Genomic DNA, 14,329 nt, shown 5'->3' with positions numbered 1-14,329 from the left:
GGGCCGTCCGGGATCCATTCCGGAACACCGCCACCTGCATCACGCCGCCGGAAAAAACCTCACGCAAACTCCATGATCACCGCGTCCACGGCCAGGCTGTCGCCGGGCGCGGCCTTGATGGCGGCGATCGTGCAATCCCACTCGGCGCGCAGCACATTTTCCATCTTCATGGCCTCCACGACCGCGAGCACTTCCCCTGCCTTCACCTCCTGGCCTTCCCTGACGGTGATCGAGACGACGAGGCCGGGCATGGGGCACAGAAGCATCTTCGTCGTGTCCGGCGGCTCGCGCACCGGCATCAGGCGATCGAGTTCGGCCACGCGCGGCAGCATCACGCGTGCTGTGCAGGCCATCCCCTGCCGGGAAAGCCTCACTCCGTTGAGAATGGGACGGACCTGCAACGCCAGGTCCCGGCCGCCGACCCTGCCCTCCCAGACCGGCTCGCCCGGCCGCCAGGACGAGAAGAGGTCGACCGTTTTGCCGCCAATGGAAAGATCGAGTTTCAAGGGAATGGAGATCGTCCCCTCCACAACCGAGATCGGCTTATACGCCTCGTCGAGCTTCACCACCCAGTCCCGCCGGATCTCGCCCGAATGGGGTGCGAGCCGCCCCGGCAGCCGGTCCAGGCGGTCGCGGCGCAAAAGCTCGATGGCCAGCGCCACCGCGCAAAAGATCGCCTGCGCCTCCTCGTCCGGCTTCGGCGCGGAGAAGCCGTCCGGAAATTCCTCGGCAATGAAACCGGTCGACAGCCGCCCCTCCCGCCAGCGCGGATGGCGCATGAGGGTGGACAGGAACGGGATGTTGTGGGCGATCCCGTCGACCACGAAGCGGTCGAGCGCAGCCGACATGGCGTCGATGGCCGAAAGACGCTCGGGGGCCCAAGCGCACAGCTTGGCGATCATCGGATCGTAGTGCATGGAAATTTCCAATCCCTCGGCCACGCCCGTGTCGTTGCGCAGCACGACGTCGCCTTGCCGCCCCTCCCCGGGCGGGCGATAGCGCGTCAGCCGGCCGATCGAGGGCAGGAAATTGCGCAGCGGGTCTTCCGCGTAGATGCGGCTTTCGACGGCCCAGCCGTCAAGCTTCACGTCCTTCTGCGCTGTTTTGAGCGTCTCCCCGGCGGCGATCCGGATCATCTGCTCCACGAGATCGATGCCGGTGACGAGTTCGGTCACAGGATGCTCCACCTGCAGACGCGTGTTCATTTCGAGGAAATAGAAATTGCGCTCCTTGTCGACGATGAACTCCACCGTGCCCGCGCTCTGGTAGCCGACCGCCTCGGCCAGCGCCACCGCCTGCGCGCCCATGGCCCGGCGCGTCTCTTCGTCCAGAAAGGGCGACGGCGCCTCTTCCACGATCTTCTGGTTGCGCCGCTGGATCGAGCATTCGCGCTCGCCCAGATGGATCGTGTGTCCATGGCCGTCCGCCAGCACCTGGATCTCGATATGACGCGGCTCCTCGATGAACTTTTCGATGAAGATGCGGTCGTCGCCGAAGGAGGCGGCGGCTTCCGATTTGGCCCGCGCGAAGCCCTCCCGCGCCTCATCGTCGTTCCAGGCGATCCGCATGCCCTTGCCGCCGCCGCCGGCGGACGCCTTGAGCATCACGGGATAGCCGATCTCGGCGGCGATTCGAGCCGCATCATCGGCGTCCTCGACGAGCCCCATGAAGCCGGGCACGGTGGAAACACCCGCTTCCTGCGCCATCTTCTTGGAGGTGATCTTGTCGCCCATGGCCCGGATCGCCGCAGCCTTCGGGCCGATGAAGACGATGCCCTCGTCCTCCAGCCTTTCACAGAATACGGCGTTCTCAGACAGGAACCCGTAGCCGGGATGGACCGCCTCGGCTCCGCTCTCCTTGCACGCGGCGATGACACGGTCGATGGAAAGATAGCTCTGGGACGCCTGCGCCGGGCCGATCGCGACCGCCTCATCCGCCATCTCCGCATGGACGGCATCCACGTCCGCTTCCGAATAAACGGCGACGGTGGCGATCCCCATTCTGCGGGCCGTCCGAATGACGCGGCAGGCGATCTCCCCCCGGTTGGCGATCAGTATCTTCTTGAACATGCGGCCGTTTCCCCAGCAATCGGCTCTTTCTAAGGGCTTGGCGAGCCCGGCTCAAGCATGGTCTGAAGCGTGGGCGCGATTCGCCGCGCCGAAGGACTTGCGAAGCGGGCCAATTCCTGAAACATCACTGCCGGGCACCGGAAACCACGAAACGATACCCCAGCAGGAGGGATGCCTGATGAAAACACGCGCCGCCGTCGCCCTTGCCGCCGGCAAGCCGCTCGAAATCATGGATGTGGATCTGGAAGGCCCGCGCGAAGGTGAGGTCCTGGTCGAAGTGAAGGCCACGGGAATTTGCCACACGGACGAGTTCACGCGGTCCGGCGCCGATCCGGAAGGGCTTTTCCCGGCCATTCTCGGCCACGAGGGCGCTGGCGTTGTCGTCGATGTCGGCCCGGGCGTGACCGGCCTGAAGAAGGGCGACCACGTTATCCCGCTCTATACGCCCGAATGCCGCCAATGCCCCTCCTGCCTGTCGCAGAAGACCAATCTGTGCACCGCCATCCGCTCGACCCAGGGACAGGGCCTGATGCCGGACGGCACGTCGCGCTTTTCGCTCGATGGCGAGAAGCTGCACCACTATATGGGCTGCTCGACCTTCTCCAACTTCACCGTGCTTCCTGAAATCGCGGTAGCGAAGGTGCACCCGGACGCACCCTTCGACAAGATCTGCTACATCGGCTGCGGCGTGACCACCGGCATCGGCGCCGTCGTCAACACGGCGAAGGTCGAGATCGGCGCCACGGCCATCGTTTTCGGCCTCGGCGGCATCGGCCTCAACGTCATCCAGGGCCTGCGCCTTGCCGGTGCCGACATGATCATCGGCGTCGACCTCAACAACGACAAGAAGGAATGGGGCGAGCGCTTCGGCATGACCCATTTCGTCAATCCGAAGGAGGTCGAGGGCGACCTCGTGCCTTATCTCGTGAACATGACCAAGCGTGGCGCGGACCAGATCGGCGGCGCGGACTACACCTTCGACTGCACGGGCAACGTCACCGTCATGCGCCAGGCGCTGGAATCGGCCCATCGCGGCTGGGGCGAGTCCATCATCATCGGCGTCGCCGGTGCCGGCCAGGAGATCTCCACCCGTCCCTTCCAGCTCGTCACCGGCCGTGTCTGGAAAGGTACCGCCTTTGGTGGCGCGCGTGGGCGTACCGACGTGCCGAAGATCGTCGACTGGTACATGGAAGGCAAGATCGAGATCGACCCGATGATCACCCACACGCTTGCGCTCGACGAGATCAACAAGGGCTTCGACCTGATGCATCAGGGCGAGTCGATCCGCAGCGTGGTGATCTACTAACCAAGGCGGCACCTTGCCCACGATCTATGTCGATGCCGATGCCTGCCCGGTGAAAGCGGAGGTGACGCGCGTGGCCGAGCGCCACAGCGTTCCCGTCGTCTTCGTCTCCAACGGGGGCTTGCGTCCCTCGCGCGATCCCATGGTGCGCCATGTGGTCGTGCCGGGGACGGCGGATGCCGCGGACGACTGGATCGCCGAAAACGCCGCCCCCGGCGACATCGGCATCACGGCGGACGTGCCGCTCGCCGCACGGCTGGTGGAAAAAGGCCTGGCTGTGCTCGGCCCCACCGGCCGCACCTTCACGCGGCAGAGCATCGGCATGGACGTCGCCATGCGCAACCTGAAGCAGGACTTGCGCGAGGCGGGCGAGATCAAGGGCTACAATGCCGGCTTCACGCCAAAAGACCGCTCCGCCTTTCTGCAAGCGCTGGACATCGTCGTACGGCGCGCTTTGCGCGAAAGGGATGCGTGAATTCGGCCCTAAAGATGCTATATGGGATACACGCATCCCAATCCGGAGTCCGAGGATGAGCAAGCAAACGGCGATCCGCCTTTCCGACGAGACATATGCCCGCCTGCAGGCCCTGGCCAAGCGGACGGGCCGCACCGCCTCCTATTATATCCGCGAGGCCATCGAGGAGCGGCTTGAGGAGTTGGAAGACATTTATCTTGCGGAGAAAGCGCTAGAACGCATCCAGCGTGGCGAATCCAAAGTGGTGAGCGCCGAGGAATTCTGGCGTGAACTGGACGATTGAATACAACACGTCGGTTCGCAAGAGCATCCGAAAGCTGGATTCCCAAACGCGCAGCCGGATTCGCCACTTTCTGAGCGAAAGGATAGCCTCTCTCGACGACCCCCGCCAACTCGGTGCGGCGCTAAGCGGTTCGAGACTCGGTAACTTCTGGCGCTATCGCGTCGGCGACTACCGGATCATCTGCGACATACAAGATCACAAGCTCGTCGTTCTGGTGCTCGAAATAGGGCATCGGCGCGAAATTTACCGGTGAAAGGAATTCAATGAAAACCATCTCCACCGCGAAGTCCCACGGCGGCATACAGGGCGTCTATTCGCACACGTCCGAGACGTGCCGCTGCGACATGACCTTCGCCGTCTTCGTGCCGCCGCAGGCAAAGGACGGCCCCTGCCCCGTGCTCTGGTATCTCTCGGGCCTCACCTGCACGCACGCCAATGCAATGGAAAAGGCCGAGTATCGCCGCAAGGCGGCCGAGCTTGGCCTCATCGTCGTTTGCCCGGACACCAGCCCGCGTGGCGAGCATGTGCCCGACGAGGCAGACAATTGGCAGTTCGGCGCCGGTGCCGGCTTCTATCTCGACGCGACCGAAGCACCCTATGATCAGAACTACCGCATGTATTCCTATCTCATGGAGGAACTGCCGGCGCTGATCGGAAAGGAGTTCCCCGCCGATCTCAGCCGCCAGTCCATCTTCGGCCATTCCATGGGCGGCCACGGGGCGCTTACCATGGCGCTGAAGAACCCCGGCCGGTTCAAAAGCTGCTCCGCCTTCGCGCCGATCGTCGAGCCGTCGACGGCGGGCTGGTCGAAGGGGGCGTTCGAAAAATATCTGGGCACCGATAAAACCCGCTGGCGCCAGTATGACGCCTGCGCGCTCGTCGAGGACGGCCACCGCTTTGACGAGTTCTTGATCGACCAGGGCACCGCGGACGGTTTCCTTGACGAAGGGCTGCGGCCGTGGCTTTTCGAGGAAGCCTGCCGCAAGGCGGACATCCCGCTCACGCTGAACATGCGGGAGGGCTACGACCACTCCTATTTCTTCATGTCCAGCTTCATGGAGGACCACCTCGCCTGGCACGCGGCGCGGCTTGGCGTGTAGAGACCCGGAAAATCATGAGGTGAGCCGGGGCCCGGCAGGATCCCGGCCGCCGCTTTCATTTCTGCCGGCGCCAATGATCTGAAATAAAAGCCCTTTTCGGAAGCTCTCCAACGAAAACGGCCGACCCGCTTGTTATCGCGCGCCATGTGCTTCATGCTTCGGGTGTCCTCGCCCGCTCAAAGCGCGGCAAAGCAATAAGCTAAAAATGGAGGAACGAATCGGTGCCTGACACCGCGGATATCTATTCCGACATCCCTGATCGCGACACGATGGGCGGCCGCCTTTCGCGTGCCCGCGACGCCACCGGCCTGACCACGGCCGAACTCGCCCGGCGCCTCGGCGTCAAGACGTCCACCATCCAGGCCTGGGAGAGCGACCGCTCGCAGCCGCGCGCCAACAGGCTGACGATGCTCGCCGGCGTCTTGAATGTCAGCCTTTCCTGGCTGCTCCACGGCATCGGCGCCTCGCCGGCGGACGAAAGCCGCTCCGAGCTGGTTCAGGCGGTCTCTGCGAATCTGAAGCGCCTGCGGCGCCTCCACGAGGAATCCGGGCGCATCATCGCTCAGATCGAGCAGGATCTCCTGCGCGCGTCCAACAGCCAGTAGGCCGGTGCGGCGATAAGTATGGGGACGGGTTTTCCCTGTCGCCAGACTGGGCGTGACAAGACGCCGCAACTGCGTTAGGTACGAAAACGTCGAGGGCCCGAAAGGCCCTGCCTGTCTGTGGGAGAGAGCAGCGGAATGCTGCCGCCGAAGGGGAAAACGCCCAAAATCTCTCAGGCAAACGTACCGTAGACAGGTCAGACACTCTGGAAAGTCGGGGCAAAATGCCCCGCGCCGAAGGTGTAAGCGTCGTCGACAGAGTTCCGGCGGTGCGAGTCTCTCAGGCTTCCGACAGAGGGGCACGACCATGCCGCATGCGCGGCGTGTTGTGCATCTTTGGAGGCAGCATGAGTGAAGGCGACACCTTGAAGCATCTTCCGCTCGAAAACCTGCATGCGGAGGCAGGCGCGCGTTTCGGCGCCTTCGCCGGCTGGCACATGCCGCTCACTTACCCTGCCGGCGTGATGAAGGAGCATCTTCACACCCGCGAGAAGGCCGGGCTTTTCGATATCTCCCACATGCAGCTTTTCGCGGTGGAAGGCGGTGACGCAGCCGCCTTTCTCTTCCGCGCCTGCCCCATGGACGCCGCGGCGCTCGGCGAGGGAAAGTCGAAATACACGCTGCTGCTTAACGAGCGCGCCGGCATCATCGACGACCTCATCGTCACCCGCCTGGCGCCAGAGCGCTTCATGGTGGTCGCCAATGCGGGCAACGCCGCCAAGGACGAGGCGCATCTGCGCGCCATCGCCAAGGATTTCAGCGTTCGGGTCGAGCCGCTGCAGCGTGTTTTCCTGGCCTTGCAGGGCCCGGCGGCGGAGGCCGTCCTCATCGGCGCCGGGCTGGACCTGAGCGACCTGACCTTCATGACCGCCGCCGAGCCGCTTGGGAACTGGTTCGCCACCCGCTCCGGCTACACCGGCGAGGATGGCTTCGAGATCGCGCTGCCGCCCGAGGAAGCGCCCGCATTTGTGGAAAAGATCCTGGCGGACGAGCGCGCCCAGTGGATCGGGCTTGCCGCGCGCGACAGCCTGCGGCTGGAGGCCGGCCTTTGCCTGCACGGCCAGGACATCGACGAAACGGCCGACCCGGCGAGCGCTGCGCTTCTTTGGGCAATCCCCAAGGGCCTGCGGGAGAACGGCAGTTTCGTTGGCGCGGACGCCCTGCGCCGCCTCCTGGCCGACGGCGCGAAGGAAAAGCGCGTGGGCCTCAAGCCCGAGGGACGCCAGCCCGTCCGCGCCAGTGCACCGCTGATCGATGAGACAGGCGCAGCGGTCGGCCGCGTCACCTCCGGCGGCTTCGGCCCCTCCGCCGGCCATCCCGTCGCCATGGGCTATGTGGAGAAATCCCTTGCCGAGATCGGCACGCACCTTTTCGCGGAGGTGCGCGGGAACCGCGTACCGATCGAGATCCACCCCCTGCCCTTCACGCCCCATCGCTATCGCAAAGGATAATCAGGCATGAGCAAGACCTATTTCACGGAAGATCACGAGTGGATCCGCGTCGAGGGCGATACGGCGACGGTCGGCATCACCGACTATGCGCAGGAGCAGCTCGGTGACCTCGTCTTCGTCGACCTGCCCGAAAACGGCCGCGCGCTTTCCAAGGGCGACACCGCGGTCGTGGTTGAATCGGTGAAGGCGGCTTCCGACGTCTATTCCCCGGCCGATGGTGAGGTGACGGACGTCAACGAGGCGCTGACCAGCGATCCGTCCCTCGTCAACACCGCACCCACGGGCGACGGTTGGCTGTGGAAGATGCGTCTTTCCGACCAGGGCCAGCTCGAAGGCCTGATGGACGAGGACGCCTATAAAGCAAGCATCGCTTAGGAACACTATATGTCGGATATGATACAACCCTTCTACGCACGCCATATCGGCCCGCGCGGCGAGGAAACGAAGGCCATGCTGGCCGCCCTCGGCGTACCGTCGTTGAAGACGCTGGTCAGCCAGGCCGTGCCCAACTCGATCCGCCTCGAGCGGCCGCTGGACTTGCCGGCGCCGGCAAGCGAGGCTGAGGCGCTCGCCGAGTTGCAGGCCTGCATGCGTGAGAACCGGGTACTGAAGAGCTTCATCGGCGCCGGCTATCACGGCTGTCACGTGCCGCCGGTGATCCAGCGCAACCTCTTCGAGAATCCGGCCTGGTACACGGCCTATACCCCCTACCAGTCGGAGATCAGCCAGGGGCGGCTGGAGATGCTGTTCCACTTTCAGACGCTGGTCACCGAGCTGACGGGCCTGCCCGTCGCCTCCGCCTCCCTGCTGGACGAGGGCTCGGCCACGGCGGAGGCGGTGGGGATCGCCTGGCGCCACCACCGCGGCAAGCGCAACCGGCTGGTGATCGCCGGTGCGCTCCACCCGCAGACCCGCAACGTGGTGGAAACCCGCGCCGAGCCGCTGGAACTGGAGAGCGCGACGGATGGGGTGGACGACGACACCTTCGCCGTCATCGTGCCCTGGGCCGACACCCACGGCGTCTACGGGGATCATTCCGACATTATCCGTGAGGCCAAGGCGAAGGACGCCATCGTCGTCTTCGTCGCCGACCCGCTGGGCCTGGTGATGAGCCGGACGCCCGCCGCCCTCGGGGCGGAGATCGCCGTCGGCTCGATGCAGCGCTTCGGCGTGCCGATGGGCTTCGGTGGGCCACACGCGGCCTATTGCGCCGTCTCCGACCGGCTAACGCGGCTCATGCCCGGCCGGCTCGTCGGCCAGTCGACCGACGCCCACGGCCGTCCCGGCTACCGGCTGGCGCTCCAGACACGCGAGCAGCACATCCGTCGCGACAAGGCGACCTCGAACATCTGCACCGCCCAGGCGCTGCTCGCCAACATGGCCGCCGCCTACGCCATCTGGCACGGCCCGGAAGGGCTGAAGGCGGTTGCCGCTCATGTCCACGGACTGGCTGCGCGCCTTCACACCGCTCTTCAGAAAGAAGGCCTGAAACTTGCCGGCGAAAGGATTTTCGATACCGTCACGGCCACGGTTCCCGGTCGGGCGGAGAAAATCGCCGCCGAGGCCGAGCAAACGGGCCGCCTGCTGCGCGTCATCGACGCCGACCGCGTCAGTGTCGCCTTCGACGAGGCCTCCACCGAGGCCGACCTGCAGGCGATCGCCGCACTGTTCGGCGTGTCCGTCCCCGGTGCGGCCGAGCCGATCACGCCGGCACCGGTGCGCGGCAAGGCTTTTCTCACGCAGCCCGTCTTTCAGGAGCATCGCTCGGAGACACAGATGATGCGCTTCCTGCGCCGCCTCGGCGACAAGGACCTAGCCCTCGACCGGGCGATGATCCCGCTTGGCTCCTGCACGATGAAGCTGAATGCCGCCGCGGAGATGATGCCGGTGAGTTGGCCCGAGGTCGCCGGCCTGCACCCCTTCGCCCCGGAAGGCCATACGGCAGGCTATCGCCGCATGATCGGGGAACTGGAAGGCTGGCTCGCCGAGATCACCGGCTTCGACGGCGTCTCGCTTCAGCCCAACGCCGGTAGCCAGGGCGAATATGCCGGGCTTCTGGCCATCCGCCGCTACCATCGCGAGCGCGGCGAGGGCGCGCGCGACGTCTGCCTCATCCCCTCCTCCGCCCACGGCACGAACCCTGCCTCCGCTTCCATGGCCGGCATGCGCGTCGTCGTCGTGCGCTGCACCGAAAGTGGCGACATCGACATGGAGGACCTGAAGGCCAAGGCCGCCGAGCATGGCGCGCGGCTCGCCGCCCTGATGATCACCTATCCCTCCACGCACGGCGTCTTCGAGGAAGGCGTGCGCGACATGTGCGCGGTGATCCATGACCATGGCGGGCAGGTCTATTTCGACGGCGCCAACTTGAATGCCCTCGTCGGCCTCGCCCGCCCGGGCGACCTCGGCGCCGACGTCTGCCACATGAACCTGCACAAGACTTTCTGCATCCCCCATGGCGGCGGCGGGCCGGGCGTTGGCCCGATCGGCGTCAAGGCACATCTGCGGCCCTTCCTGCCGGGCCACGAGGCGCTGGGCACGACCCATGCGGTGGCAAGTGCGCCCTTCGGCAGCGCCTCGATCCTGCCGATCACCTGGATGTATATCCGCATGATGGGCGCCGAAGGCCTCAAGCGGGCGACCGAAATGGCCATTCTCAACGCCAACTACGTCTCCGAGCGGCTGAAGGCGCACTATCCCGTGCTCTACAAGGGCCGCAACGACCGGGTGGCGCATGAATGCATCCTCGACACGCGCGTCCTGAAAGACCGTGCCGGGATCACGGTGGAGGACGTGGCCAAGCGCCTCATCGACTACGGCTTCCACGCACCCACCATGTCGTGGCCGGTGGCCGGCACCTTGATGATGGAGCCGACGGAATCGGAGCCGAAGAGCGAGCTCGACCGCTTCTGCGACGCCATGATCTCCATCGCCCGCGAAGCCGAGCGCGTGGAAAAGGGCGAATGGCCGAAGGACGACAATCCGCTCGTCAACGCCCCACACACGGCTAGCGAATTGATGGCCGATGAGTGGTCGCACCCTTATTCGCGCGCCGAGGCCGCCTTCCCCACGGGCAGCATGGAAGCCGGCTCGAAATACTGGCCGCCGGTCTCGCGCGTCGACAATGTCGCCGGCGACCGCAACCTCGTCTGCTCCTGCCCGCCGATGGAGGCACTGGCGAGCTGAGGCTGACCGTAGCCGCCATAATGACCGCATGCGGGCGGGCGATCGCGTTTGAACAATGGGGCGAGGGGCACTGTCCTCTCCCCCGTCATCCCGGCCAAGCGGCGAAGCCGCCGAGCCGGGACCCATTAAGAGGCGCGGCCGTTCTCCGCAGAAAGCGCCGCCGGTTCCTGAACACAACCGGGACGAGCACCGGGCCGTGCTCCATGATCTTGCGACCAATAGGCCCCGGATAAGCCTCGGCTTTCCGGGGTAACGGCGCGGTTGTCGCCGAGGCGGCAAAAATTCCTGCAGATGCGATTGCCCTGCTTTCGCGGGCGGGCGAAAATGGCGGAGACTGTCGCCGCCGAATGCCGGGGCCGGCCGCCGATGGTGATTGACATCACATAAAGACTTCTTTATATCTTTATTCTTCACATTCTGAAGACTGAATCCCGTCCCGAAAGGCGGTCGCTCATGCAAAATCCCATCGATGCGCTGATTGCTGAAAAGGGCGTACTGCTCGCCGACGGCGCAACGGGCACCAATCTCTTCGCCATGGGTCTGCAGTCGGGCGAAGCGCCGGAGCTCTGGAACGAGGAAGCGCCGGAAAAGATCGAGGCGCTGCACCAGGGTTTCGTCGACGCCGGGTCGGACATCATCCTCACCAATTCCTTCGGCGGCACGCGCCACCGGCTGAAGCTGCACAACGCGCAGGACCGCGTTCACGCGCTCAACAGGAAAGCCGCCGAGATCGCCTGCGCCGTGGCGGCGAAGGCCGGCCGGCGCGTCATCGTCGCAGGCTCGGTCGGCCCCACGGGCGAACTCCTGCAGCCCCTCGGCGCGCTTACCTATGAAGACGCGGTGGAGGCGTTTGCCGAGCAGATCGAGGGGTTGAAGGCCGGCGGCGCGGAAGTCGCCTGGATCGAGACCATGTCGGCCCCCGACGAGATCCGCGCGGCGGCGGAGGCCGCCATCCGCGTAGGGCTCCCCTACACCTATACCGGATCCTTCGACACCGCCGGCCGCACCATGATGGGCCTCGCGCCGAAGGACATACACGGGGTCGCCGACGATCTTGCCGAAAGACCGCTGGCCGTGGGCGCCAATTGCGGCGTCGGCGCACCCGATATCCTGGCCGCGCTCCTCGATATGACCGAAGCACGGCCGGACGCCACCATCGTCGTGAAAGGCAATTGCGGCATCCCGGAGTTCCACGGGTCGGAAATCCATTATTCCGGCACGCCCGAACTTATGGCCGATTATGTGCGCCTCGCCGTCGACGGCGGAGCCAGGATCATCGGCGGCTGCTGCGGCACCTCGTTCGCCCATCTGGCGGCGATGCGCAAGGCGCTCGACGAACACGAGAAGGCCGAACGCCCGGACATCACCGGGATCGAGGCGCGCGTCGGGCCCATGCGCAACAAGGCCGCGGCCCAAAGCGGCGCCGGCAGCGTCGGCCCGGGACGCCGGGAGCGCCGCCGCACGCGCGCCTGACCTCCCCCGAAAGCAGACGAGTTAAGGCCGGTCGTCTCGCGCCGTTGTCCGGAATGATGCCCGTGGAGATGAACGCAGTTCATCCCATCCTGCGGTCCCGAGCCCTGACGGCCTCAGGTCGAGATCGGATTGCGGCTGTCGGCGAGGATGCGTCCGCCGATGCCGACGAAGCACACGCCCGCCACCCGTTCGATCCAGTGCCGGGCATGGCCGAACGATCGGATCACCGGTGCGGAGGACATGCACAGGCTGACGAAGGAATACCAGACAAGCGCGGTCGCCATGACCAGCCCGACCATGACGATCATGACCCAGGCGGGCGTCTCGGCCGTGACGGCGGTGGCGAAGACGCTGGCGAACAGCACGATCGCCTTGGGATTGGTGAGCGTGACGGCAAAGCCGAAGAAGAACGCGTTGGCCCGTGATGTCTGATCGCCCTCGTCCACGGTGATCTGCTCCGGCGTGGAGAGGATCAGGCGCACGCCGAGATAGATGAGATAGAGCCCGCCCGCCAGTCGTATCGCCCAGGCGACCCACTGGTACTGGGCCAGGATCGCGGAGAGGCCGAGCAGGCTGAGCGCGGCATAGAAGCCCAGCCCCAGCGTCACCCCGGCGGTGGTCAGAAGCCCGGCCGTCGTCCCCCTGCTCATCGACGAGCGCACCACGGCGACGAAATCGGGCCCGGGCAGGATCAGGGCGGGAATGAAGATGGCGAAGACACTGATCAACAGGACGGCGGGTTCCACGGCGCGCTCCTCGAGACATTCCGCTCGGAGAGCGAACTAGACCACCGCCGCAGCCGGTTTGCAACGCCCCGCCAAGACGCCCTGCATCCCTGCATCTCCCGAAATCCGGTGAAGCGCGGGACTTGCGCATTGAAGCGTACGCCGGCTTCGCCTATCACAGCACGCCGTCGGACCACATTCATGCAACGCGTCTGATTGCCCTCGCGGTCGGGAAACGAACCGAACGGAACCGGAACGGCCTTCGCTTCGCCATGAATTCCATGGCAGAATCACGGCTGATTCGGGGGTTTAGGAAGCACAATTCATATGGACGAAACCAACGATCTCTTTTCCGGGCTCGCCTCCAGTGCACAACGCGTGAAGCAGCCCGAACCCGCCGCTGCCGAGCGCAAGCCGTCGCATCCTGCGGCCGTCCCGGCCGGAGATGGCGGCTACAGCGCCGCGGATATCGAGGTACTGGAGGGGCTGGAGCCGGTGCGCCGGCGCCCGGGCATGTATATCGGCGGCACGGACGCCAAGGCCCTGCATCATCTCTTCGCCGAGGTGATCGACAACTCCATGGATGAGGCGGTGGCCGGTCACGCCTCCTTCATCGAGGTCGAGCTCGAAGCGGACGGCTTCCTGACCGTCACCGACAACGGGCGCGGAATTCCCATCGATCCGCATCCGAAATTCAAGGACAAGTCCGCACTCGAAGTCATCATGACCACGCTGCACGCCGGCGGCAAATTCGATTCCAAGGTTTACGAGACCTCCGGCGGTCTGCACGGCGTCGGCGTGTCGGTGGTCAACGCGCTGTCGGAGACACTCGAGGTAGAGGTCGCGCGCAATCGCCAACTCTACCGCCAGCGCTTTGCCCGCGGCGCGGCCCAGGGCAAGATCGAAAATCTCGGCGAGGTTCACAACCGGCGCGGCACGCGCGTGCGCTTCAAGCCGGATGCCGAGATATTTGGCGCCGGCGCGACATTCTCGCCCGACCGCCTCTACCGCATGGCCCGCTCCAAGGCCTATCTCTTCGGCGGTGTGGAAATCCGCTGGAATTGCGCGCCGTCCCTCCTGAAGGAGAAGGACGAGACGCCGGAGAAGGCCACCTTCCATTTCCCCGGCGGCCTCAAGGACTTCCTCGCCGCCTCGCTCGACGGCGAGTTCCAGGTCACCAAGGAGGTTTTCTCCGGTGGCAATGAAAAGCGCGGCGGCCACGGCGCGGTGGAGTGGGCCGTCACCTGGTATGGCGGCGACGCCTTCCTCAACTCCTACTGCAACACCGTGCCCACACCCGAGGGCGGCACCCACGAGGCCGGCTTCCGCAACGCGCTGGTGAAGGGTTTGCGCGGCTATGCCGAACTGACCGGCAGCAAGCGCGGCGCCATCATCACGGCAGAGGACGTGATGATCTCGGCCGCCGGCATGCTGTCGGTGTTCGTGCGCGAGCCGGAATTCGTCGGCCAGACCAAAGACAAGCTGGCCACCGCCGCGGCGATGCGCATCGTCGAGAACGCCGTGCGAGACCCCTTCGACCACTGGCTCGCCGATAACCCGGCCGAAGCCTCGAAGCTTCTCGACTGGGTGATCGCGCGCGCCGACGAGCGGCTGCGCCGCCGGCAGGAGCGCGAGGTGAGCCGCAAGAGCGCGGTGCGCAAG

The 14,329-nt window shown here is 65.5% G+C and carries 13 protein-coding genes and 1 riboswitch; of the genes, 11 read left to right on the top strand and 2 right to left on the bottom strand.

Annotated elements, in window-relative coordinates; all coding sequences use genetic code 11:
* Positions 1–59: 59 nt before the first annotated feature.
* Positions 60–2,069, bottom strand: coding sequence for an acetyl-CoA carboxylase biotin carboxylase subunit (locus tag ACFP9U_RS07800; protein ID WP_378620345.1), 2,010 nt, complete (start codon positions 2,067–2,069; stop codon positions 60–62).
* Between the two features lie 178 nt (positions 2,070–2,247).
* Between ACFP9U_RS07800 and ACFP9U_RS07795 the strand changes: the two genes are divergently transcribed.
* From ACFP9U_RS07795 to bmt, 10 genes are all read left to right on the top strand, one after another.
* Positions 2,248–3,375: an S-(hydroxymethyl)glutathione dehydrogenase/class III alcohol dehydrogenase gene (locus ACFP9U_RS07795; RefSeq protein WP_378620343.1), complete on the top strand. Its 1,128-nt coding sequence runs from the start codon at positions 2,248–2,250 to the stop codon at positions 3,373–3,375.
* A 13-nt stretch (positions 3,376–3,388) separates the two neighbouring features.
* Positions 3,389–3,847 carry a YaiI/YqxD family protein gene (locus ACFP9U_RS07790; RefSeq protein WP_378620341.1) on the top strand — a complete coding sequence of 153 codons (459 nt, stop codon included), beginning with the start codon at positions 3,389–3,391 and terminating at the stop codon, positions 3,845–3,847.
* A gap of 55 nt (positions 3,848–3,902) precedes the next feature.
* A complete protein-coding gene (locus tag ACFP9U_RS07785) occupies positions 3,903–4,130 on the top strand; it encodes a DUF6290 family protein (RefSeq protein ID WP_378620339.1) in 228 nt (75 codons plus the stop codon).
* Positions 4,114–4,383 carry a type II toxin-antitoxin system RelE family toxin gene (locus ACFP9U_RS07780; RefSeq protein WP_378620336.1) on the top strand — a complete coding sequence of 90 codons (270 nt, stop codon included), beginning with the start codon at positions 4,114–4,116 and terminating at the stop codon, positions 4,381–4,383. The genes ACFP9U_RS07785 and ACFP9U_RS07780 overlap by 17 nt, the downstream gene beginning before the upstream one ends.
* A gap of 10 nt (positions 4,384–4,393) precedes the next feature.
* A complete protein-coding gene (gene fghA / locus ACFP9U_RS07775; protein WP_378620335.1) occupies positions 4,394–5,230 on the top strand; it encodes an S-formylglutathione hydrolase in 837 nt (278 codons plus the stop codon).
* A 269-nt stretch (positions 5,231–5,499) separates the two neighbouring features.
* Positions 5,500–5,835, top strand: a complete 336-nt coding sequence (locus ACFP9U_RS07770) for a helix-turn-helix domain-containing protein (protein ID WP_378620385.1) — start codon at positions 5,500–5,502, stop codon at positions 5,833–5,835.
* A 108-nt stretch (positions 5,836–5,943) separates the two neighbouring features.
* A riboswitch (glycine riboswitch) is annotated at positions 5,944–6,031 on the top strand.
* A 148-nt stretch (positions 6,032–6,179) separates the two neighbouring features.
* A complete protein-coding gene (gene gcvT, locus ACFP9U_RS07765; protein ID WP_378620334.1) occupies positions 6,180–7,283 on the top strand; it encodes a glycine cleavage system aminomethyltransferase GcvT in 1,104 nt (367 codons plus the stop codon).
* A gap of 6 nt (positions 7,284–7,289) precedes the next feature.
* Complete coding sequence (gene gcvH / locus ACFP9U_RS07760) at positions 7,290–7,658, top strand: glycine cleavage system protein GcvH (RefSeq protein ID WP_378620333.1); 369 nt, start codon at positions 7,290–7,292, stop codon at positions 7,656–7,658.
* Positions 7,659–7,667: 9 nt separating this feature from the next.
* Positions 7,668–10,469: an aminomethyl-transferring glycine dehydrogenase gene (gene gcvP / locus ACFP9U_RS07755; protein WP_378620331.1), complete on the top strand. Its 2,802-nt coding sequence runs from the start codon at positions 7,668–7,670 to the stop codon at positions 10,467–10,469.
* A gap of 453 nt (positions 10,470–10,922) precedes the next feature.
* A complete protein-coding gene (bmt, locus tag ACFP9U_RS07750; RefSeq protein ID WP_378620329.1) occupies positions 10,923–11,942 on the top strand; it encodes a betaine--homocysteine S-methyltransferase in 1,020 nt (339 codons plus the stop codon).
* Between the two features lie 113 nt (positions 11,943–12,055).
* On the opposite strand, the gene ACFP9U_RS07745 is transcribed toward bmt, so the two are convergent.
* A complete protein-coding gene (locus ACFP9U_RS07745) occupies positions 12,056–12,688 on the bottom strand; it encodes a LysE family translocator (protein WP_378620327.1) in 633 nt (210 codons plus the stop codon).
* A gap of 306 nt (positions 12,689–12,994) precedes the next feature.
* Between ACFP9U_RS07745 and ACFP9U_RS07740 the strand changes: the two genes are divergently transcribed.
* A partial coding sequence (locus ACFP9U_RS07740; RefSeq protein WP_378620325.1) for an ATP-binding protein occupies positions 12,995–14,329 on the top strand: 1,335 nt, incomplete at its 3' end.

The sequence above is a fragment of the Nitratireductor sp. GCM10026969 genome, assembly GCF_042660605.1.
Taxonomy (GTDB): domain Bacteria; phylum Pseudomonadota; class Alphaproteobacteria; order Rhizobiales; family Rhizobiaceae; genus Chelativorans.
The sequence above is the reverse complement of the archived record's forward strand: the minus strand, read 5'-3'. Positions and strand labels throughout refer to the sequence as shown.